Here is a 21,804-nt window from a genome sequence, read left to right as displayed (position 1 = left end):
TGGTGACAGAAAGTTAAGCAAGTGAGCGTCAACTGATGTGAGCAATCTGGTGACAGCTCATGAAATCACTAACAATAGGCGCGGTTTAAGATTGCCTGAACACGCAGAAGTAACTCCTTGGGCAAAAAAGGTTTTATAAGATAATCATCAGCTCCGTTTTCAAATCCTAAAAACTTATCATCGGCTTCTCCGCGGGCTGTAAGCATGAGAACAGGAATCGTACTCGTTTTTCGTATTTCCTTTAATACAGTGAAACCGTCAATGCCCGGCATCATCACATCAAGAATTACCATATCGGGTTGATTTTCCCGAAATATCGCTAATGCCTCTTTCCCAGAAGAAGCAGTGGTGATTTTGGTGTACCCGGCACGTTCAAAAACCGATTGGAGCATTTTAAGCAGCTCTGATTCATCATCGACAGCAAGAATGCTTTTATCTTTCATACGGCACCTCCTTTTCTTTGTCCCTTATTATAGCTCAAAAGATGAAAATATCCTATTCATGTTTTGAAATCTCAAGGTAAATTCAAGGTTAACTCAAGATACCCTCAAGGATGCCATGTTACAATCAATGTGAATCAAAAAGGAGGTATAACATCTATGAGTGATTACATTATTGAAACCTGCAGCCTGACAAAAATGTATGGAGAACAGGCCAGCGTATCTGATTTAAGTATCCATGTAAAGAAGGGGCGTATTTATGGTCTGTTGGGACGAAATGGTGCAGGAAAAACCACGACTATGAAAATGTTGTTAGGTCTGACGGCTCCCACATCCGGCGAAGTGAAGATTTTCGGAAAGCCTATTTATGGAAACGAGAAGAAAATTCTTCCGCGTGTGGGCTGTTTGATCGAATCCCCCGGCTTCTATCCTAACTTGACCGCAACGGAAAATCTGAAAATTTTTGCGAAGCTGCGTGGGCTGAAAGGTTCCAACTACATTAGGAGCGCACTGGAACTTGTTAATCTGCCGTATCAGGATAAAAAGCTGTTTTCGCAATACTCTCTTGGAATGAAGCAGCGGCTTGCGATTGCGCTGGCTGTCATGCACGATCCGGCAGTACTGGTTCTCGACGAACCGATTAACGGGCTTGACCCTATCGGGATTGCAGAGGTTCGTTCTTTTATCCGAGAATTATGTGATGTCAGGGGAAAGACCATTTTGATTTCCAGCCATATTCTTTCGGAGATTGCTCTCCTAGCAGATGATATCGGCATTATTGATCATGGTAAGCTGCTGGAAGAAGAAAGTCTTGCTGAATTAGAACAGAAAAACCGCCATTATATCCATTTTACAGTATCCGACAGCAAACAAGCCGCCCGCATTTTTGAAACAATGTTTCAGACAAGATATTTTAAGATTACTGATCAGCATAATATCCATTTGCTGGATGTCAATCTGCCGACTGCAGCGATTACCCGTGCATTTGTAGAAAATGGCCTGGAGGTGTTTGAAGCGCACCTTTGTGAAGACACTTTGGAAGATTATTTTAAGAAAGTAACAGGGGGTGAGGGAATTGCTTAACCTGATAGCTGGTGAGTTTGCAAAATTGAAGCGTAAAAAAATTGTGCCCTTTATTATTTTGCTATCTCTGCTGTTCCCTCTTATTGTGGTTTACACTTCTAAAATGGAAATGGGAAATGATACAAGTGTGGAATTTTTGAAAGGACGGTTCGATTTATCTTATACCATGATGCTTGGATATGGTCTGGTTTTTTTGGAACCGTGTCTGTTGGGTATTCTAGCCTCCATACTGTTCTTTATGGAGAGGGATAATGATACTTTCAAAAATCTATGTGTAATTCCGGTCACTACGTCACGGCTGATTGCGGCAAAATTATTCGTTGTATTGATTTATGGGCTTTTTTATACCCTTTGCAATACTGTATTTATGATTTTCTTTACATGGGTTTTAAAGGCGGGAATCATTTATGATGTTGGATTTAAGCTGGTATTCAGTCTTGTTTTTGGAATAGGAATTACGATTGCCACGTTGCCGGTTATCGTTTTCATTATCTATTTCAACAAATCCTATTTGATTTCCACGCTTCTTTCATTCTTCTATGCGATTTTGAACTGGAGTGTTTTATCGCTGGTTGAAGTGAATTTATCGCTGGTAAAGGTAATTAATCTATTTCCGACTTTATGTGTAATGAATTGGAGCAGCAAAAAAATGATGGGACGTTTGGCGGACAGATATCTTTCAGAAGCAGCTTATTTGTTATTTCCCTCCGATATTTGGGCATTTGCTGTACTGGGGATAACGCTGGTTTTTTCGATACTGCTCATGCTGCATTTTTATAAGAAATGGACGAGGTGATGAAATGGATAATCTTATAACTGAATTTTGGAAAATAAAACGCTATTCTGTAATCAAGGCCGGAGCCGCTATGATGTTTCTCTCCGTATTTATGAGTTATTTTTACTCGACGGCCAGTACCTCTGTCGGCTGGGATTTTAACTATTTTGTTCATCAGGTGGTTCAGCAAAATTGTACGTATTTTTTTCCTGTGGTAATTATGCTGACAGCCTCCTTTGTTATTTCGAGGGAGACAACGGACGACACTCTGAAATCAATTTTAACGGTTCCGGTTGACTTTAAAAAGCTGTTGCTTGGAAAATTTGAGCTTCTTTTTTTTCTCTCCATAGCTTTCAGCCTTATCAACGCCGCGTTCGCTGTTATTATGAATCTGCTCCTGCATTTCCCCGGAATGTCAGCATACAGCATTATGATCGCCACGGGGCGGATCATAGCCACAAATATTTTAATTTACCTTTCGGTACTTCCACTCATTATTATCAATACATTTCTTTTTGGAAGTAGCCTGATTGGTGTTGCTGTCGCATTCGTATATGGTTATTTTGGAACCTTTGAGGGCTCTTTGCTAAATTGGTTTCCGATCAAGGCTGCAATGATTTTGTTTGATCCGTATTGTGGTGCAGAATATGATACTGTTTCCTATCAGACCTTTCCGGCAATCATCATATTAATTCTCACGGTGTTGCTTTCTGTTGTACTGTTAAATGCTTTTACACATTCAGAAAAACTTCCCAATGTAAAAGCAAAAAGGAAGCCAAAAAAAGCAGAGCGAAAAAGAGGTTGGTAATCTAGAACAAAAGGGATGAAAATGCAAAAGCGATCGAAAGATGGGGTGGTATTCATGAAAAAAACATTAGTGTGTATTGGCATAGCAGTTATGCTGATTTGTTTTAAGTTGACTATGTGTAGTAAAAAAATGAAATAATTTAGGGAGGTTATAGGATGAACAAAAAGAATGTATTAATCGGAGTTGGGATAGTGGTTATGGTTGTCCTTTGTATTGGTATCGCCATTTTTGCAGGAACTGGCGGCACTGATTATTATACACAAATTGATAACACAAAGGTAAAGGAAATTGAACCGCACGGTGCGATGAATTATTCTTACACATTGACAGTCTATGATGAAAATAGTACGAAACGAGATATTACTTTTGAAACAAGTAAAATTCTCAAGGATGACGCCTTCTTACGCTTGGAGGTAGCTCCAATTCGTGGAGTTGTAAATTGGGAAGAAGTGGAGTATACGGAACTTCCATCTGCTGTACAGAGTGTTTACTCAGAGTAATGTTTAATTTATCGTTAATAGAGGGAAAAATATTGAAAAAGATGTTGATTGTAGAGGACGACGTTACATTTTTAGGGCTGCTATCTCATGTTCTAAGGAATCAGTTTGAGATATATGAGGCTTGTGGTGTGAATGAGGCATTGAAATTACTTGAAAACATATCAGTTGATTTGATCTGTTCGGATTACAATATGCCGGGCGGTACAGGTTTGGAACTTCTGGAACAGCTTCATAGAAGTGGGAAGAAAATTTCGTTTATTTTGATGTCCGGGACAGAGGATTCATTTGTGGTTCATAGCGTAAAGTTTTATGGAGGAACATTCTGTAACAAGACTGATTCGGATCTGCTTACAACAATTAGAAAAAAGCAAATTGTGAATAGTGGCGATTGGTTTATGGGATAGATGATAATACAGAGACAGTTGCTCCATACTGGAGTGATTGTCTCTGCCTTTATGTTTAAGAGAAATATAACTTGGATGGACCTTGTATTAGAGCTAATATAGAAAAAATCAAGCAGCAGCCAACTGTATTTATTTTTAAAGTGACGAATCTCTTACGAAAATAGCACCACATTCACCCTGGATTTTTCTATTCCTACAAAATTGTAGCCTTACAGTAATATTACAGTAAGGTATGGATGGTATACTTTCATAAAATGTAAAGTACAAGAAAAGATGGTTGTTCTATGGAGCATTGCCAGACGAGGAGTAATTTTATGATAAATATTGAGGATGTGCCAGGACTTGAAACTGAACTGCAGATGGTAAATACGCATATAGAGCGTTTATGCCGGTCAAACAATAAGTCAATGCAGAAAATGCTGGATTGGGTGCTGAACGCAAGGGGAAAGCAGATACGGCCGATTTTGACACTTTTATGTGCGAGGCTCAAAGGGAAAGCTGTTGATGCGACAGAGGTCGCGGCGGTGATTGAAATATGCCATACCGCTTCACTGATCCATGATGACATTATAGATGAAGCGGATACCCGCAGGGGACAATTATCCGTGCAGAAAAAATTCGGAAAGGAGATGGCAGTCTATGCTGGCGACTTTATGATTTTTTCTACAATTAGACGGACTGGTCTGAAGAACAAGCCCTGGTATGGTTTGATGTTTGACAAATTGGAAACCATGTGTGATGGGGAGGTCAGCCAATTTGATAATCGTTATAATACGGAAATTACAGAGGAGAAGTATATTGAGAATATCCTAGGAAAGACATCGGCAATGTTTAGTATAGCTTGTGGATCGGGTGCTTACGAAGGTAAGTGTAAGGACAGTGAAGTATTGGCAGCAGAACGGTTTGCAGAAAAATTTGGTCTGCTGTTTCAACTGAGAGATGATCTGTTGGATTTTGTGTCCACAGATGACTTAGCAAAGAAGACCATACATAATGATTTTTGGTGCGGATATTATACACTCCCGGCTATTTACTCATTTTCTGATTGCAGGAATGGTGCCAAACTGAAACAAATTGCAATGGATATCAAAAATGGTCTGTATAGTGAATTGACAGACAAGCGAATAGCGGAATTAATCCGTGTTTCCGATGGCTTCGGATATACTTTGGGGATGATAGATCAATATGCCGAAGAAGCGAAGCAGAGTTTGAATGTGTTTAAAGATTCTATTGCCAGGAAAAAGCTGCAGGAATTAGTTGATACGGTTCATCTAAGTGCCCATAGGATCGTGTCAGATCATTTGTCTGATATTCCGTTTGAAAAGTTTGTTTCTATTTAAGAGGCCGGTTTAAAAACCGGGAAAATACTTCAGGGGAATATTATGACAGAAAGAAACAAGTGGAAATCAATGATAGAAAAAATAGGACATGTCTGTGAAGGCAAATATGATTCGTTTTGGCCTATGGTTATGATATTTTTCACCATGAGCCTGACAGGATGGTTATGGGAGGTCTGCCTTCATTTGATTTCGGATGGGAGTTTTGTGAACCGCGGATTTCTTCATGGACCGTGGCTGCCTATTTATGGTTCCGGGAGTATACTGATCCTGACACTACTTCATAAGCTGCGCAAAAAGCCGCTGCTGGAATTTCTGGCTATCATTCTCCTATGTGGCTGTATTGAGTATTACATATCATGGTTTCTGGAGCAGATGTATGATGGAATGAGATGGTGGGATTACAGCGATTATTTTCTGAATCTTAATGGAAGAATTTGTGTAGAAGGGTTGCTGGCCTTTGGCTTTGGCGGGATGGTGATCGTATACTTTTATGCACCGCTTCTTGATCATCTATTCAGGCGCATACCGAAAAAAATACTTGCGCCAGCATGCCTGGTACTAATCTTAATATTTTGTGCGGATCTGATATATTCAGGCAAAAATCCGAATCTCGGTATTGGAATCGCCAGATACCGTTAATGATACATATATCCTAAAAGTTTAAGTGTTGTGAAAAAAGTATGGAGAGATTATGCTTGCTGTTTATTTGTCACCAATTTATATTATCGCAAACAGCTATCTGCTGATTCGGCTTCACAGATGGCTGGGTACATGCAATCCATTGTTCAGAAAAACAGGGATATGTGTTGTAATCAGCCTGGCCTATGTTTTTCTGGCAGCGTCATTATTGATTGCGTTTTTTCTGCCGATAGGGCCGGCCAGGAGGATTATGAAATTGATCAGTAATTATTGGCTCGGTATACTACTGTATCTGATTTTGGCTGTTCTAATGGCAGATGCGATTTGTTTCCTGCTTTTCCTTATCACGAAACGGAGGTTAAAATGCCGGACCGCTGCGGCGGGAGGAATCTGTGCAGTGGTTGTTCTTGGGCTTAGTGCATGGGGAGCATACAATGCCCGTATCATCCAGGTTACACCATATGAGATTACTGTCAATAAAGACGGCGGGAGATTAGAAAACTTAAATGTGGTATTAGCCGCTGATTTACATTTGGGCTACAACATTGGTACTGCACACATGATGCAGATGGTAGATAAGATCAATGAACAGAATGCGGATATTGTGGTATTTGCAGGCGATATTTTTGATAATGAATACGAGGCTCTTGATGATCCGGAAGAACTGATTGCCGTATTGCAAAAAATTCAGTCGAAGTACGGTGTTTATGCCTGTTATGGAAATCATGATGTTGAGGAAAAAATACTGGCAGGTTTTACTTTTGGGGGAAACAAAAAGAAAGAGAGCAGTATACAGATGGATGAGTTTTTGGAGAGGGCCGGTATTCATTTGTTACAGGATGAAGCAGTATTGATTGACGACAGTTTTTATCTGTATGGCAGGCCAGATGCACAGCGACCCGGACGTGGGATTAATATGAGAAAAACTGCTGCAGAACTGATGGGGGAACTTGATACGGAAAAGCCGGTTATTGTGATTGACCATGAACCGAAGGAACTCCAGGAATTGGCAGATGCCGGGGTGGACATTGATCTGTGTGGTCATACACACGATGGACAGATGTTTCCAGCAAATCTGATTACAGCACTTATGTGGGAGAATTCCTATGGATATCTGAAAAAGGATCATATGCATACGATTGTGACTTCGGGTGTTGGGCTTTTTGGACCGAATATGCGTGTAGGTACGATTGCGGAAATCTGCCCCATCACAGTACATTTTCAATATAGGAATAACATATAGGATGGTGAGTTTACCAGTATTGTGCATGGTTCAATTTATAAAAAAGTATTGGAGGGTAAATTTTGGAGAGTATAAGAAAAATTTTAATTGTGGATGATGATACTCTTTTTCTTAATCTTCTTGCACAGGCATTAAGAGAACGAGGGCATATTGTTACAACAGCTTCTGGCGTTCAGGAAGCCAGGAATGCTCTTTTGGCAGATGATTTTTCTCTGGTATGTTCTGACATTCGGATGACTGACGGGACAGGCTTTGAACTGCTTGATTATATAAGGACATCTTTTGCAAAATATTGCCAACCATCATAATGAGCAGCTATTTGACCCGTGAGGATCGCTTTGAGGCTCAAATGGCAAAGGTGTTCTGGGTAGAAAAGACAGATAAAAATCTCGTAGATATTATAGTGAATTATGAAAAATAAAACACATATGTCGGTATTAAGACAAATTTTTCAGAAGATCATCCTGATTGTAGGTGGAGTATTGCTGTGCATTTTATTTGTTGCTATTACTGCTGTCTGGTCGCTGACAGATTATATTTTTAGAAAATTAGAAAGAGAAGTCTAGTGGACGGAGGCAGCATAGGAATAATAAAGGATGGGATTTACCAAGAATGTAGCGAAAAGGTTTGTGACCGATTAACAAATTAAGGTAAAATCGAGTTGTATTTTCATGGAGCTATGGAAGGTACAAAATATGATTTGATTGAAAAGGACAATAGAGCCAGTTTTGAAATGGATTGTGAACATAAATTAGTGACAGAGGTTGAACGCGGAAGTTGCACAATGGAATATGAGAGTGTTATTGGACAAGGGCGTGTTGAAATGCTTTCTGATGATGAAAAGTACAATGCTTTATATATTTTTAAGAAATAGGAAACATTATGGATTAATTCTGTTGCTACAGTATGATGACGGGTTTTGCCGTTTTCTGTATTAGCGGTGGGAGGGCAAATGGACAGAATTTATTTTACGAAAAAACAGGCGCGGCAGTTTTTGTTATTAAAGCATGGCTTGCTGGGGGATTACAAATTTGTTGGAAAAGAAGGCATCCTTTCTTTTATCCGGCAGGCAGGATGCATTCAGTTTGATCCGGTGGATGTCTGTGGCAGAAATGCGGATCTGGTTTTACAGTCCAGAATCAAAGACTATCAAAAGACGATGCTTTATGAGCTTTTATATATTGATCGGAAACTGGTGGATTATTTTGATAAAAATCTCGTAATTCTTCCAATAGAGAACTGGAAATATTTTGGCCGGGAGCGGCAGGCTCACCGAAGCTGGGAGAGGAGCCATACAGAAATTGTGGAGGTACAGGAACGGGTGCGTGAGGAAATTGCACGGCGAGGACCACTGTGCAGCGCAGATTTGGACATAGTGGAAAAGGTCTCCTGGTATTGGAGTGATACCAGGTTGTCGAGAGCGGCGTTGGAACATATGTATTTTGTCGGAGAACTGGGAATCCATCATAAGAGCGGAACACTGAAATATTATGATCTGATTGAAAATTGCATTCCGGAAGAGTTTTTGAATCAACCAGAGCCTTTTCCTTCGGATTTTGATTATAGAAAATGGCTGGTGTCAGAGCGCATTGGTTCGGTGGGGCTTTTGTGGAACCGTGCTTCTGACGCATGGCTGGGTATACAGGGACTTAAGGCTGCACAAAGAAATGCTATATTCGAGATGCTGTTAAAAGAAGAGAAGATTATTGAAGTAAAAGTGGAAGAGATTGGGGAGCCGTTGTATTGCCGCAGGGAGGATGCAGGACTTGCAGAATTTATATTGAAAAATCCCCCGATGAAAAAGCGCTGTGAATTTATTGCACCGCTGGATAATCTGATCTGGGACAGGAAGCTTATAGGAGCAGTTTTTGATTTTTCTTATAAATGGGAAATCTATACGCCGAAGCAGCAGCGTAAATATGGTTATTATGTTTTGCCGATTCTCTATGGAGACAGATTTGCAGGCAGGATAGAAATGGCTTATGATAAAAAGCAGGGAAAGCTGGAACTAAAAAATATCTGGTATGAGCCGGACTTGCGTCTGACAAAGGCACTGCAGCGCGATGTGGACAGACGCATCAGACGGTTTGAACGTTTTTGCAGAAAAGGAGGCTGGAATGATTGGAGAGATTGTAAAAGTCATCGTTGACAGACCGCTTGGAAGTTATCATCCAGAACATAAAGAACTGTATTATCCTGTTAACTACGGATATATCGAAGGCATTATGGCTCCGGATGGTGAGGAGCAGGATGCTTATATCATTGGTGTAAATGAAGCTGTTAAAGAATTTACAGGAAAGATTATTGCGGTTGTACACCGATTGGATGATGTTGAAGAAAAATGGGTGGTTGCACCTGAAAATCTTTCTTTTAGTGAGAAGGAAATCATGGAGCAGATAAAGTTTCAGGAACAGTATTTTAAGTCGGAAATCAGAATGTAATAATTTCGTTATAATGAAATTTATGGATTAAGTATTTTATGACGGAGATAAATGAGTTGAGGTGATAAGAATGATTCGTGAAGCGAAACAAGAAGAATTGCAGGAAGTGTTGAATTTATATTTGTATTTGCATGAAGAGAATGTTCCGGAACAGTCAGAACATTTATCGGTCATTTGGAGTCAAATTATAGCAGATAAAAATCATCATCTTATTGTAAATATTGTTGACGGAAAGATTGTTTCTTCGTGCGTTTGTGTGATTATTCCAAACTTAACAAGAAACATACGTCCGTATGCATTTGTGGAAAATGTTGTTACTCATGCAGACTATAGAGGGCATGGTTATGCCACGGAATGCTTAAATTATGCAAAAACCATAGCTGTAAATAATAATTGCTATAAGATGATGCTGCTGACAGGTTCAAAAGAACAAAAGACGTTAGAGTTTTATAAAAATGCGGGATATAACTGTACAGATAAAACAGCTTTTATTCAATGGTTAGATATGTAGTTCAGAGTCTATCCTATAGAATTGAACAAAATGGTCTGGAACGAGGATTATACCTATTACTAAAGCGGTAAGCAACCATATGAGCAATCTGTGAAAGAAATTGAAGATAACACCGGGTGCAGATTATCTGCTGGGCAGCCTGTGCCGGAGGGGTAATGCCTGTCATCCAGGCATTCTTCCAGGCGCTGGGACAGGGGAAAAGGGTGCTGCATTTATCAATGGTATGTATTTTCTTGATTCGTCTTCCGTTTCTGTTACTCGGAGGAATCATGAAAAACATTTCTGCCATGTGGTGGGTATTTGCAATCAGCGACTGGACAGCGGCGGTCATGGCCGGATTCAGTTACAAAAAATTTCAGAAGGAGAGAGGCTATGGAAAGCTTAACAAAGAACAGGCAGAATGAGGAAACACTCAGGAGGATGGTGGGACGCTTCTTCCATCCACTTGAGTTACAGTCTTATAAGGAGCTGACGGAAGGATATTTTAATGTGGCCTATGAGGTGACTTTAAGCAGTGGGGAGGCAGTCATTTTGAAGGTCGCCCCGGCGGAAGGCGTCCGGGTCATGACATATGAGAGAAATATCATGTGTGCGGAGGTCCAGGCGATGGAAATGGCGCTGGAGCATGGAGGAATCCCCGTTCCTAAAGTGCTTGTGTATGATGACAGCCATACGATATGTGAATCTCCGTATTTCTTCATGGAAAAGCTGAAAGGAAGCAGTCTGCATGAAATAAAGGACGCTTTCACTCAGGAACAGATCAACGACATATACAAAGAGACTGGAAGAATTAATAAGGAGATCAACCGTATTGCCTGTCCTTGTTTCGGTTATCCTGGGCAGCCGGAATTTCAGGGGAAAGACTGGTACATGGTCTTTCGCAGGATGCTGAAGGCAGGAATCAGCGATGCCAGACAAGGAAATGTTGATTTGAAAATACCTCAGGATGAGCTGCTCCGATATCTGGAGTGGGATAAGGACATTTTTGCAGAAGTGACAGAGCCACGTCTGGTGCATTGGGATCTCTGGGACGGGAATATTTTTGTCTCGGATGGGGTGATTACCGGCCTGATTGACTGGGAACGCTGCATCTGGGGAGATCCCCTATTGGAAGTAAGCTTCAGGATTCATTCAGACAATCCCTTTTTTCGGAAAGGTTATGGCATGAAAGCGTTTACGAAGTCACAGGAGAGAAGGAGCCTGTGGTACGATATTTATCTGTTTATTCTGGTAGCATTGGAGTGTGAGTACCGGAAGTACGAGACGATGGACATGTATCAGTGGGCTACCCATATGCTGGCGGAGTTGTTTAAAAAGCTGGGAGAATAAAGGGAATAATATAACTGTTGACTATATGGGGCAGTGTGCGGCAATATGGTTATGGTTGCTGGGACATACGGTTGATCGTAGAAAGGATAACAAATATGAAATATATTTGTACTGTTGTTTCTGTAGCAGACATCAATGCTGCAAGAGAGTTTTACGAAGATTTATTCGGTTTAGAGGTGTATCAGGATTATGGAAAGAACATAGCGTTTACCTGCGGCCTGGCGTTGCAGCAGGATTTTGACTGGCCTGTGAATCTGCCAAAAGAAAAGGTATTAAAGAAATCCAACAATGCGGAAATCGTCTTTGAAGAACAGGACTTTGACGGTTTTCTGAATAAGCTGAAAGAGTACCCGGACGTTGAATATCTGGAAGAAGTAATCGAACATAGCTGGGGGCAGCGGGTGATCCGATTCTACGATTTAGACGGACATAGTCGCTTGACGGATAAGGTCAATGGAGCAGAGTGACTGGAAAATTGGAGGGAATTGAAATGGATATAAAAGAAATGATTGATGTAACTTTTAGGGGAAATATATATATTGTGCAGAACGGTAAAGTATTATATGAAAGAGAAACTGGGTTTGCAGATTTGTCAAATGAAATTCCTAACACGGCAGAAACGAAATTTGCAAGTGCATCAGCAGGAAAAGTATTTGTTGCGGTAGGAATATTGCAGTTGATTGAACGAGGAAAAATAAAGTTTGATGATACATTGGGCGTGTTGTTGGATATCCCATTAAATGAGATCGATAAGGACGTTACAGTCAAACAGCTTTTAAATCATACGTCGGGTGTTCCAGATTATTTTGATGAAAGTGTTATGGACGAATATGAGGAATTATGGATCGATTATCCCAATTATAAAATCAGACATAACAGCGATTTGCTTCCGCTATTTATAAATAAGCCTATGATGTACCCGAAAGGAAAAAAATTTCAATACAATAATTCAGGGTATGTATTGCTTGCAATGATTATAGAAAAAGTTACAGGGATGTATTTTGACCGATACCTAAAAGAGAGTATTTTTGATATATGTGGTATGAAATCAACGGGTTATTATGAACTGGACAAGCTGCCGGCAAAATGTGCCAATAACTATATTTATTGTCATGATACAAATGACTATCGCACAAATATATTTTCTGTTGATGTAAAAGGTACTGGTGCGGGCGGGGCGTTTATAACGGTAAGAGATATAATTAGCTTTTGGACTAATTTACTGGAAGGAAATCTAATTTCAAAATCGTTTGTTTCAGATATGCTCAGTAAGCAGAGTGGAGATGGGACTGATGCGGAAGAAGGGTATTATGGCTATGGCATGTGGATAATTGATAATCCCAATGGCAAAGATTTGGCATATTTTCAAGGTTGTGATCCGGGAGTAAGTTTTATATCTGAATACAATCCGAATAATGGAATTATTTCAGTTTTGGTGAGCAACTATGGAGATAATGTTTGGAGAGAGATGAGAAAAATAAGAGAAGTTCTTTACTGAATATATGTAATTAGATTTTTAGGAGAAACATTGATGAAAGAAATAATTGCATATGAAAGGGCATCCCATAAAACATTAGAGTATAAGAATGATATAATTTGTGATCCTTTGTAAGAAAAAGCGGTCACACGCTGACGGTATTTCCGTTATCGACTGTCTCTGTCAAAGAATTTTTTACATAGTTTCCGCCGTCCGCCTTGCTCCAGCAACTGCCTGAACTTATTTCAGATGCGTTCTCTTTCGGACGGTGCGCCATGGGCAAGGGGTATATTTCGCTCTGCGAGGCTTGGTCTTACGTAAACGCACGAGAGCTTTTTACCTATCGATAAAGCAGTTTGGTACTCTAATAAATGATTTTCCTTGTTTCGCTAAATGGCGGTAAATCGGAAGGTGTATCTGTTATTGTAGGAAGGAGAATGATAAATGGTTGAAGTAAAGTTTTATGATGAAGCTGATGACAGATTATTAAAATTTGCTGTCATCATTGCAAAAACAGACAATAAATGGGTGTTTTGTAAACATAGAGAGCGAGAAACATACGAAGTTCCGGGCGGTCACAGAGAAAATGGAGAGCATATTTTTGATACTGCAAAACGAGAGTTGTATGAAGAAACGGGCGCGCTTGAATACAGCATAAAACCTATTTGTGTATATTCAGTCACTGCGCCAGATAATTTTGATGGTAAAGAGAGTTATGGAATGCTTTACTTTGCAAATATTCTGTCTTTTGAAAATGAATTACATAGTGAAATTGAAAAAATTCTCATTACGGAACAACTTGTGGAAAGCTGGACATATCCGTTGATTCAACCGAAACTGATAGAAGAAGCAAAGCGCAGGGGGTACTTATAATTCCCAATTTGCTTTAGGGTTTTGGATATCCTCAAAAAGCATATTTTGAGTGTATGGAAGCTTATCTGGGTTTAACGGAGTATGGATGGTATCTTTGTTTAGATAAGGATAAAATAATTGCTAGTTTGGGAGTGGTTGAGAATGATTTCCATGACATGAAAGATCTTGCCCCTAATGTTTGTGCGGTATATACGGAAAAAGAATATCGGAATAAGGGGATAGCAGGGCAGTTGCTAAGGCTTGTTATAGAAGATATGAATAAGGGAATAACACCTGTTTATTTGATTACAGATCATACATCATTCTATGAACGTTATGGTTGGAATTTTTTATGCATGGTTCAAGGTGATGGAGAAGAAGAAAAACAAGAATGTATATTCATAGATAAAATTATAAAGGAACAAAATTAAGTGATCCGGATATTGATGATTATGTTGGAAGTTATGAAGCTGAGTACATCCGGTTTAACGGGGAAGAATATATCTTTGGCGGTACTTCGATGGAACGTGAAAATGGCAGCACACTGAAAGTGACTTATTCACTTAATATTAAATCCGGTACGGCTGCCCTTTATTGGCTTGGAAGTACAGATGAACATATCATTTTGGGAGATAAGGAAGAACATATGATTGCGGAAGTGACTGACGAGGGCGTTTACGAATTTACTTTTAATGCCGGAGATAACTTTATCGTTCTCAAAGGTGATGATTTCACTGGAAGTCTGTCACTTAAGGTTGAATGACGAAAAATGCTGGCATTGCCGCATACATAATGTTTTATTGAGTATTCAGAGAAAGGTAATAGATAAGGGTTGCGGCTACAGATTTATAGGGAAAATAAGAGTTGGTAGCAGGTATCTGGGAACAGGTGTGTTTATCGGCTCTTTTGTATGCCTCAGTATGCAGAAAAACTGTCGGTGGCAGTTTTCTTGTATTGTCGATGATAGAGTTGAGATAATATGCTTATAGAGGTAAAATAAGTTGTGGCTGTAAGTGAAATGGAAGTGTATAAAGAAGCTCAGGAGTTATTTCTAAGGAGATTAAGCAGCTGATAAAAGGATGGTGAAAATAAATGAAATGGATTTTATTAGTTGAGGATGATTTGAGTTTAATAAATGGCTTATCCTTTGCCGTGAAAAAGCAGGGATATATGCTAGATGTTGCACATACCAAAGATGAAGCGGACCGGTTATGGGAAAACGGAGCATATGATTTAGTGATTTTGGATGTATCCCTGCCGGATGGTTCTGGATTTGACATATGTAAAAGAATACGGCAGGCCTCGAAAGTGCCGATTATGTTTCTGACCGCTATGGATGAAGAAACAGATATTATCATGGGGCTGGATATCGGCGGCGATGACTATATCACAAAACCGTTCAAGCTGGCGGTGTTTATGTCGCGAATCAATGCCCTGCTTAGAAGGAGCGATAATTTTAATCAGGCGGATACGGAATTGAATTCTAACGGTATAAGGGTTCAGCTTCTGAAAGGAGAAGTATATAAAAATAATGTGCAGGTCGAATTAACGGCGAGAGAGTATAAATTGTTATGTTTATTCATGGAAAATCCAGATGAGGTTCTTTCCCCGGAGCAGATTCTAAATCGGTTATGGGACTGTGATGAAAACTATATAGACAATAATTCCCTTACGGTATATATACGCAGACTGCGGACAAAGATTGAAGATGATCCGGGTAAGCCCAAAAGGATCGTGACCGTCCGTCGCATGGGTTATAAGTGGAACACGGCTGAATGAGGTGCATCATGAAAATACTGGCAAACAGAAAAATTAAGGCTTTATTTTATAAAATTATGGTTTGTATGCTGATATTTATCGTGGTTTCCGTGTCATTCATGATGTTTGAACTTAACAATGCAGCACTTTATATTCTGTTATGCGCTTTGTTCATGTGTATTGCGATTATGGCAGCCTGTTATGGATACTTTAAAGAACAGAATGAAATTATGGAAAATGCAGTGGCTCAGATCACAGAATACATTTCCGGTAACAGGGAGACGAGGATAGAATGTGATGAAGAAGGGGAAATGTACCGGCTGTTCCATGAGGTAAATTCTCTGGCTGCCATTCTGGACGCAAATGTAGAAAATGAGAGAAAATCGAAACAGTTTTTGAAAAATACCATATCGGATATTTCCCATCAGTTGAAAACTCCTCTTGCGGCATTGAATATTTATAACGGACTTCTGCAGGGGGAGACGGAAGAACTGCCGCAAATTCAGGAGTTTGCAGCGCTGTCAGAAAAAGAACTTGATCGGATCGAAACGCTGGTACAGAATTTGCTGAAGATTACGAAACTGGATGCCGGTTCCATAGTATTTGAAAAAACTCAGAAAATGTGGCGGATATGATGGGAGAAGTGGAACTGCACTTTGCATACCGTGCTGGGCAGGAAGAGAAGGAACTGGTGCTGACCGGGGATGAACATATTTCACTGCTTTGTGACCATGACTGGATGATAGAGGCAGTAGAAAATATTGTGAAAAATGCCTTTGACCACACAGAAAAGGGGAATTTTGTCTGGATTGAATGGAAAAAGTCTGCATCTGTAGTTCAGATTATCATAAAGGACAATGGGAGCGGCATCCAGCCGGAGGATTTGCACCATATATTCAAGAGGTTTTACCGGAGCCGTTTTTCTAAAGACAAGCAAGGCATTGGCCTTGGTCTTCCTCTCGCAAAAATGATTGTTGAATCGCACAATGGCACGATAGAAGTGGACAGTACGTTAGGAGCCGGAACAACTTTTACCCTGAGTTTTTTAATCCCTACAAAATTGTAGGCTTACAGTAATATTACAGTAAGGTTTGGATGGTATACTTTCATCGAATTAAAAATATGAGAAAGAGGTGCTTATAATATGGATTTATTAGAAGTAAGATCAATTTCCAAAACTTACGGCAGTGGTGAAACATCCGTACGGGCATTGAAGAAAGTCAATTTTTCTGTCCCAAAGGGTGAGTATGTGGCTATTGTCGGGGAATCAGGCTCCGGAAAAAGTACATTACTCAATATGATTGGTGCGTTGGATAACCCGACATCAGGAAAAGTGCTGATCGACGGCAAAGATATTTTTGCAATGAAGGAGAGCAAGTTGACGGTTTTCCGCAGGAGGAACATCGGCTTTATCTTTCAGGCATTCAACCTGATCCCAGAGCTTACTGTTGAGCAGAATATTATCTTCCCGGTACTGCTTGATTATCAGAAACCGGATAAGAAGTATCTGGAGGAGCTTTTGGAAGTTCTTAACTTGAAAGAACGCCGGAACCATCTGCCGAGCCAGTTATCTGGAGGTCAGCAGCAGAGGGTGGCAATCGGGCGTGCGTTGATTTCACGGCCTTCGCTGATACTCGCTGACGAGCCGACTGGAAATCTGGACACGCAGAACAGCAATGAGGTAATTACTTTGCTGAAAAATGCGTCAAAGAGATACGCACAGACTATTATTATGATTACGCATAGTCGGAGCATTGCACAGACTGCAGACCGGGTACTGCAGGTGTCGGATGGTGTGCTGACCGATCTGGGGAGGTGCAGTGAATGAAAAGCTATCTTAGTCTTGTGCCGATTTCTGCAAAGGTCCGCAGGCGGCAGAACCGTATGACAATTCTATGCATTATATGTGCTGTTTTTCTTGTGACTGCGATTTTCAGTGTAACAGACATGATGATTCGGACGGAAAGCAGCATCATGTTGAGCAAGCATGGAAACTGGCATCTTCAACTGGATCATATCTCACAGGATATTGCAGAGGAAATCTGTAGACGTACAGATGTTACCGACGTAGGTGCATCTTCCGTGTTTAACTATGAAGGAGGGCAGCCGTATCGTATTCGCGAAAAAAAAGCTGTCTTATATGGTACCGAAGAAACCTATATGAACCAGATCTCAAATGGAATTACGGATGGGGCTTTTCCGCAGAATGATAGTGAAGTTATGCTTAGCCCAAATGCTGTAACAGCATTTGGAGCACAGATTGGAGAAAATGTAACCTTGCATACCCCTGCCGGAGATGCAACGTTTAAAATATCTGGGTTTGGTACAGAGGATAAAGGATATTATGAAAATCAGACCTATTTAGTAGGGGTATATATGACACAAACAGCATTTGCCTCCATTATGGAGAATAATGGAATTACAGACAATGAGCCAGCCTATTATGTGCAGTTCGAGGATGCGACGAAAGCAACCAAAGCCATCACAGAATTGCAGGCACAATATCAGCTGCCGGCGGAAAACATCTCAGAAAATACCGGTGTAATGGGTATGGCAGGGCAAAGCAGCAATACCGCTATGAAGAATTTCTACGGAATTGCAGTGATTCTGTTTATTATAGTGCTCTTAGCAGGCGTACTGATGATCTCTGGTAGCATGAACAGCAATATAGCCAATCGGACACAGTTCTTTGGCATGATGCGCTGTATTGGCGCAAGCCGCCAGCAAGTCATCCGCTTTGTGCGGCTGGAGGCATTGAATTGGTGCAAGATAGCAGTACCCGCTGGAATCCTTATGGGTACAATCATCAGTTGGGGCATCTGCGGGGTACTCCGTTATGTTGTCGGTGGTGAACTTGCTGTGACACCGGTGTTCAAAATCAGTCCTGCCGGCCTTATCAGCGGAGCCGTGGTAGGAATTGTAACAGTACTTTTGGCGGCACAATCCCCGGCAAAACGTGCTGCTAAGGTTTCTCCTATGTCAGCAGTTTCCGGTAATATGGAAAACACAGCTACTGTTTACCATGCCGCAAAGATAGGTGTTGGGAAAATTGACTGTTCTTTGGGCATACATCATGCAGTAGCATCAAAGAAAAACTGGTGTTTATTGACAGCCTCCTTTGCTCTCTGTATTATATTGTTTCTTTCTTTTTCCATTGTGATGGATATGGTACGGTTGTTGCTGCCATCACTAAATGTTACCTCAGCGGATCTTGCGTTAGCCAGTTATAGTAATGAAATGGTTCTTGACCATGATTTGGTTGATGAAATCAGAAAAATAGATGGCGTTACAAATGCTTATGGCAGTAGCTATATGGGTAATATCCCTGCAACATCTTCAAGAGCTGGGATAGACCATATCAATATTGTTTCCTATGATGATACGCTGTTGGACTATGCAAAAGGAAATATTGCTCAGGGAACCTTGAATGAAGTTTATGGAGAGAGCAACAAGGTTGCGACAGTCTTTAATAAAAACAACTCCTTAAAAGTCGGCGATACCATTCAGATTGCAGGCACTGAGGTTGAGATTTCCTGCGCCCTGTCACAAGGACTGTTTGGCGATGATCTGATTATCATCTGTTCACAGGAAACGTTTGACCGCCTCATGGGACAGGAAAAATATGGTTTGATTGGTGTTCAACTGGGAAAAGATGCTACAGATGAAACAGTAGCACAAATCAGAAAACTTGAAAATGACGATATCGCTGTTACTGACCAACGGGAAAGTAATCGGACGAACAACACAACTTATTGGGCATCACGGATTGTTTGCTATGGATTTTTAGCAATTATTGCGGTCATTACTCTATTTAATATTATTAACAGTATTTCTATGAGTGTATCTGCGAGAACAAAACAGTATGGTGCAATGCGTGCGGTTGGCATGGACAATAAACAGCTTACACGAATGATTTCTGCGGAAGCCTTTACCTATGCTGTTTCAGGTCTGATATTGGGTTGTGGAATGGGAATTCCTTTCAGCCGTTTTCTGCATACGCTGATGATTACACGTCATTTTGGAGTGGCATGGCATTTGCCGATTGTATTGCTCGCTGTAGTAACAGTTTTTATTTTTGTTTCTGCTGTTATTGCAGCCCATGCTCCATCTAAACGGATATGCAATATGGCGATTACCGCAACAATTAATGAATTGTAAGTAAAAGGTTGAAAATATCCTGCCGGACAGAGTAAGTCTCTCGTTCGGCAGAGATATTTTAAGAAAAGGGGTCGACTAGGAGGGACTGGGAAAAGTGTAAGATTTCGTTTATTCTATTTTTAATGGTTACCTTTTTCTGTATTGCTGCAGTATACACGCCGGCGAAATGGATGCGAGACATGGCAATCACAGATACGATAAAGAACCTGTAAATGAAACAATAGATAAAACTGCGGCACAGTGGAAATGAAAAGCCGCTATATTGCAGAATATTTTATACATCAGTTTTAGAATGTGAGAATGGAACATGGAAAATAAGGATTTGCAGGGGAGAATACAATATGAACCTAACATATAAAAGAGCAACGGTTGAAGATATAAATATATTGGTAGAAACAAGAATAGAGGTATTAAGGGCAGCTAATAAACTTTGCTCTGATACTGATATGAGTGAAGTGAAAAGGCAATCTTATAGCTACTATCAAAAAGCACTTTGTGATGGCTCTCATATTGCGTATTTGATTTTTAATGATAGCTGTTGTATTGGAGCTGGTGGTGTTAGTTTTTTCCAAGTAATGCCGACCTATCACAATCCAAGTGGAAATAAGGCGTATATAATGAATGTGTATACTAACCCTAAGTACAGAAGAAAGGGGATTGCCTATAAAACATTAGATATGCTGGTTAAAGATTCTAAGAGCAAAGGTATCTCGTCTATTTCATTAGAAGCGACGGATATGGGGCGACCGTTATATGAAAAATATGGATTTGTAAAAATGAATAATGAAATGGAATTACCGGAGTGACAACTTCCGGTTTAGTGAACTGTTACAGAGACGGAAAAACAGGACTATTTAGAATGAGAGGATTTAAAATGACATTTCGGGAAATAGACAAAACCAATTACTGGGATTGTATGGCATTGACCGTTGATGATAATCAGGTGAAATTTGTTGCAGATAACAAGCTGTCTCTGGTAGAAGCGGCTTACGAGGATGACCTTTACACCCTGGGAATCTACCACGATGAAACGATGGTTGGCTTTGTGCCCTACGACTATGATGATATGTTACCCGGCTGGTCTATGAGCCGCTTTATGATTGGAAAGCAGTTTCAGGGAAAAGGTTATGGAAAGCGAGCTGTGCTGGAATTTCTGGAGTATTTTGAGAACAAGCATAATGCGGACAAACTGTATATCAGTGTGTCTTTGGAAAACACAGTTGCACGCAAAATGTATGCTTCCGTCGGCTTTCAGGAAATCAAAGAGATTGAGTATACATTCTTGGATATGCAATTCAAAGAAATGCAGATGGTAAAGGAAGTGTAGAGGTCATAATAAAACATGAAAAATAGATGGTAGATTTTTCCAGGTGCTGGAGCGGGACTTGTTGTATTTTGCTTATTTTCACCAGATTCATCGGTAAGAACTACAGTCATTATTGTGGGGATTGCTTTAATTTTATTAGATTTTTTAAAAATAAGAATAAGTGATAACTTCGGATTGCCTTTACGGTGTAGTGATTCGGCGGGGAAAAGAAATAGTAACTGTTGAGCGAAAAGCGGCAGAGGTTTTTGCGGCATTGGACATGGAATCGAAATATACTAAGGAAGAGATCTTTGAGTTATATGCAAATACAGTTTATTTTGGTAGTGGTTATTATGGTATTCGTGAGGCAGCTGTAGGCTATTTTGGAAGGGAACCATTAGAATTAAGTGATTATGAGTGCGCTATGTTGGCAGGGATTCCCAATGCGCCATCTGCTTACTCGCCGGATATGGGGAATGAACTGGCAGTGAAACGTGTGAGAAAGGTTCTGAACAGCATGATGAGGAATAAAGTGTTTACCCGGGAGAATGCTGACAGGATAGAATGGCAGATGATAGAGGTATGGAGATTTGTTTCGCCATGTCTAAGATGCAACGGGAAGGGAATGTAAAGTGGATGCATTATTTATTATGATGGAAGAAGGTAAGCGCTTAATTTTTAGGTATGATAGAAAAATCCCCGACTACTTTTCAGTAGTCGGAGCACCTTGACAATTCACA

The 21,804-nt window shown here is 40.3% G+C and carries 26 protein-coding genes and 2 pseudogenes; 27 read left to right on the top strand and 1 reads right to left on the bottom strand.

Annotation, left to right across the window (positions count from 1 at the left end; genetic code table 11):
- Nucleotides 1-68: 68 nt before the first annotated feature.
- Entirely contained in the window at nucleotides 69-443 is a 375-nt protein-coding gene (locus tag NSA57_RS17420) for a response regulator transcription factor (RefSeq protein ID WP_257465596.1), read from the bottom strand.
- Nucleotides 444-599: 156 nt separating this feature from the next.
- On the opposite strand from NSA57_RS17420, the gene NSA57_RS17415 reads away from it, so the two are divergent.
- The 27 genes and pseudogenes from NSA57_RS17415 (at nucleotide 600) to NSA57_RS17285 (ending at nucleotide 21,695) form a co-directional block, all read left to right on the top strand.
- Nucleotides 600-1,523 carry an ABC transporter ATP-binding protein gene (locus tag NSA57_RS17415; protein WP_257465595.1) on the top strand — a complete coding sequence of 308 codons (924 nt, stop codon included), beginning with the start codon at nucleotides 600-602 and terminating at the stop codon, nucleotides 1,521-1,523.
- The gene (locus tag NSA57_RS17410) at nucleotides 1,516-2,319 is read left to right on the top strand and encodes an ABC transporter permease (protein ID WP_257465594.1); all 804 of its coding nucleotides are present in this window, start codon (nucleotides 1,516-1,518) and stop codon (nucleotides 2,317-2,319) included. The genes NSA57_RS17415 and NSA57_RS17410 overlap by 8 nt, the downstream gene beginning before the upstream one ends.
- Before the next feature lie 4 nt (nucleotides 2,320-2,323).
- Nucleotides 2,324-3,106 carry an ABC transporter permease gene (locus tag NSA57_RS17405; protein WP_162209479.1) on the top strand — a complete coding sequence of 261 codons (783 nt, stop codon included), beginning with the start codon at nucleotides 2,324-2,326 and terminating at the stop codon, nucleotides 3,104-3,106.
- A gap of 155 nt (nucleotides 3,107-3,261) precedes the next feature.
- On the top strand, nucleotides 3,262-3,606 hold the full coding sequence (locus NSA57_RS17400; RefSeq protein WP_172496531.1) for a YxeA family protein: 345 nt from the start codon (nucleotides 3,262-3,264) through the stop codon (nucleotides 3,604-3,606).
- The gene (locus tag NSA57_RS17395) at nucleotides 3,546-4,010 is read left to right on the top strand and encodes a response regulator (protein ID WP_257465593.1); all 465 of its coding nucleotides are present in this window, start codon (nucleotides 3,546-3,548) and stop codon (nucleotides 4,008-4,010) included. The genes NSA57_RS17400 and NSA57_RS17395 overlap by 61 nt, the downstream gene beginning before the upstream one ends.
- A gap of 314 nt (nucleotides 4,011-4,324) precedes the next feature.
- Nucleotides 4,325-5,350 carry a polyprenyl synthetase family protein gene (locus tag NSA57_RS17390; protein ID WP_257465592.1) on the top strand — a complete coding sequence of 342 codons (1,026 nt, stop codon included), beginning with the start codon at nucleotides 4,325-4,327 and terminating at the stop codon, nucleotides 5,348-5,350.
- Nucleotides 5,351-5,392: 42 nt separating this feature from the next.
- The gene (locus NSA57_RS17385; protein ID WP_257465591.1) at nucleotides 5,393-5,989 is read left to right on the top strand and encodes a putative ABC transporter permease; all 597 of its coding nucleotides are present in this window, start codon (nucleotides 5,393-5,395) and stop codon (nucleotides 5,987-5,989) included.
- Between the two features lie 250 nt (nucleotides 5,990-6,239).
- The gene (locus NSA57_RS17380; RefSeq protein ID WP_334304836.1) at nucleotides 6,240-7,232 is read left to right on the top strand and encodes a metallophosphoesterase; all 993 of its coding nucleotides are present in this window, start codon (nucleotides 6,240-6,242) and stop codon (nucleotides 7,230-7,232) included.
- A gap of 62 nt (nucleotides 7,233-7,294) precedes the next feature.
- On the top strand, nucleotides 7,295-7,540 hold the full coding sequence (locus NSA57_RS17375) for a response regulator (RefSeq protein WP_257465589.1): 246 nt from the start codon (nucleotides 7,295-7,297) through the stop codon (nucleotides 7,538-7,540).
- 371 nt (nucleotides 7,541-7,911) lie between these two features.
- Nucleotides 7,912-8,106 (top strand): pyridoxamine 5'-phosphate oxidase family protein, encoded by a 195-nt coding sequence (locus tag NSA57_RS17370; RefSeq protein WP_257465588.1) that lies wholly within the window; start codon nucleotides 7,912-7,914, stop codon nucleotides 8,104-8,106.
- A 78-nt stretch (nucleotides 8,107-8,184) separates the two neighbouring features.
- Nucleotides 8,185-9,381, top strand: a complete 1,197-nt coding sequence (locus NSA57_RS17365; protein ID WP_257465587.1) for a winged helix-turn-helix domain-containing protein — start codon at nucleotides 8,185-8,187, stop codon at nucleotides 9,379-9,381.
- Entirely contained in the window at nucleotides 9,350-9,673 is a 324-nt protein-coding gene (locus NSA57_RS17360; RefSeq protein ID WP_257465586.1) for an inorganic pyrophosphatase, read from the top strand. Before NSA57_RS17365 ends, NSA57_RS17360 begins: the two co-directional genes overlap by 32 nt.
- 70 nt (nucleotides 9,674-9,743) lie before the next feature.
- Nucleotides 9,744-10,184, top strand: coding sequence for a GNAT family N-acetyltransferase (locus NSA57_RS17355; protein WP_177957274.1), 441 nt, complete (start codon nucleotides 9,744-9,746; stop codon nucleotides 10,182-10,184).
- Between the two features lie 155 nt (nucleotides 10,185-10,339).
- The gene (locus tag NSA57_RS17350) at nucleotides 10,340-10,588 is read left to right on the top strand and encodes a hypothetical protein (protein ID WP_257465585.1); all 249 of its coding nucleotides are present in this window, start codon (nucleotides 10,340-10,342) and stop codon (nucleotides 10,586-10,588) included.
- Nucleotides 10,557-11,513, top strand: a complete 957-nt coding sequence (locus NSA57_RS17345; protein WP_257465584.1) for a phosphotransferase family protein — start codon at nucleotides 10,557-10,559, stop codon at nucleotides 11,511-11,513. The genes NSA57_RS17350 and NSA57_RS17345 overlap by 32 nt, the downstream gene beginning before the upstream one ends.
- A gap of 95 nt (nucleotides 11,514-11,608) precedes the next feature.
- Nucleotides 11,609-11,944: pseudogene (locus NSA57_RS17340) on the top strand (VOC family protein); the annotation flags it as partial.
- A gap of 59 nt (nucleotides 11,945-12,003) precedes the next feature.
- The gene (locus NSA57_RS17335) at nucleotides 12,004-13,011 is read left to right on the top strand and encodes a serine hydrolase domain-containing protein (protein WP_257465583.1); all 1,008 of its coding nucleotides are present in this window, start codon (nucleotides 12,004-12,006) and stop codon (nucleotides 13,009-13,011) included.
- A gap of 423 nt (nucleotides 13,012-13,434) precedes the next feature.
- Nucleotides 13,435-13,863 (top strand): NUDIX hydrolase, encoded by a 429-nt coding sequence (locus NSA57_RS17330; protein ID WP_177957269.1) that lies wholly within the window; start codon nucleotides 13,435-13,437, stop codon nucleotides 13,861-13,863.
- Between the two features lie 53 nt (nucleotides 13,864-13,916).
- Nucleotides 13,917-14,273 carry a GNAT family N-acetyltransferase gene (locus NSA57_RS17325; protein ID WP_177957268.1) on the top strand — a complete coding sequence of 119 codons (357 nt, stop codon included), beginning with the start codon at nucleotides 13,917-13,919 and terminating at the stop codon, nucleotides 14,271-14,273.
- Between the two features lie 89 nt (nucleotides 14,274-14,362).
- Nucleotides 14,363-14,605: a hypothetical protein gene (locus tag NSA57_RS17320; protein ID WP_177957267.1), complete on the top strand. Its 243-nt coding sequence runs from the start codon at nucleotides 14,363-14,365 to the stop codon at nucleotides 14,603-14,605.
- Between the two features lie 329 nt (nucleotides 14,606-14,934).
- Nucleotides 14,935-15,621 carry a response regulator transcription factor gene (locus NSA57_RS17315; RefSeq protein ID WP_172495663.1) on the top strand — a complete coding sequence of 229 codons (687 nt, stop codon included), beginning with the start codon at nucleotides 14,935-14,937 and terminating at the stop codon, nucleotides 15,619-15,621.
- Between the two features lie 8 nt (nucleotides 15,622-15,629).
- Nucleotides 15,630-16,666 (top strand): annotated as a pseudogene (locus tag NSA57_RS19845) (sensor histidine kinase).
- Nucleotides 16,667-16,744: 78 nt separating this feature from the next.
- The gene (locus NSA57_RS17305) at nucleotides 16,745-17,428 is read left to right on the top strand and encodes an ABC transporter ATP-binding protein (protein ID WP_177957266.1); all 684 of its coding nucleotides are present in this window, start codon (nucleotides 16,745-16,747) and stop codon (nucleotides 17,426-17,428) included.
- On the top strand, nucleotides 17,425-19,758 hold the full coding sequence (locus NSA57_RS17300) for an ABC transporter permease (RefSeq protein ID WP_177957265.1): 2,334 nt from the start codon (nucleotides 17,425-17,427) through the stop codon (nucleotides 19,756-19,758). The genes NSA57_RS17305 and NSA57_RS17300 overlap by 4 nt, the downstream gene beginning before the upstream one ends.
- Nucleotides 19,759-20,099: 341 nt before the next feature.
- Nucleotides 20,100-20,564: a GNAT family N-acetyltransferase gene (locus NSA57_RS17295; RefSeq protein WP_257465582.1), complete on the top strand. Its 465-nt coding sequence runs from the start codon at nucleotides 20,100-20,102 to the stop codon at nucleotides 20,562-20,564.
- A gap of 68 nt (nucleotides 20,565-20,632) precedes the next feature.
- Nucleotides 20,633-21,085 carry a GNAT family N-acetyltransferase gene (locus NSA57_RS17290; RefSeq protein WP_177957277.1) on the top strand — a complete coding sequence of 151 codons (453 nt, stop codon included), beginning with the start codon at nucleotides 20,633-20,635 and terminating at the stop codon, nucleotides 21,083-21,085.
- Between the two features lie 160 nt (nucleotides 21,086-21,245).
- Nucleotides 21,246-21,695, top strand: a complete 450-nt coding sequence (locus NSA57_RS17285) for a transglycosylase domain-containing protein (RefSeq protein WP_257465581.1) — start codon at nucleotides 21,246-21,248, stop codon at nucleotides 21,693-21,695.
- Nucleotides 21,696-21,804: the final 109 nt, after the last annotated feature.

Source organism: Blautia caecimuris, from assembly GCF_024622975.1.
In the GTDB taxonomy this organism is placed as follows: domain Bacteria; phylum Bacillota; class Clostridia; order Lachnospirales; family Lachnospiraceae; genus Blautia_A; species Blautia_A caecimuris.
Note: the sequence above shows the minus strand (reverse complement) of the source record. Positions and strands in the feature narration are given on the sequence as shown.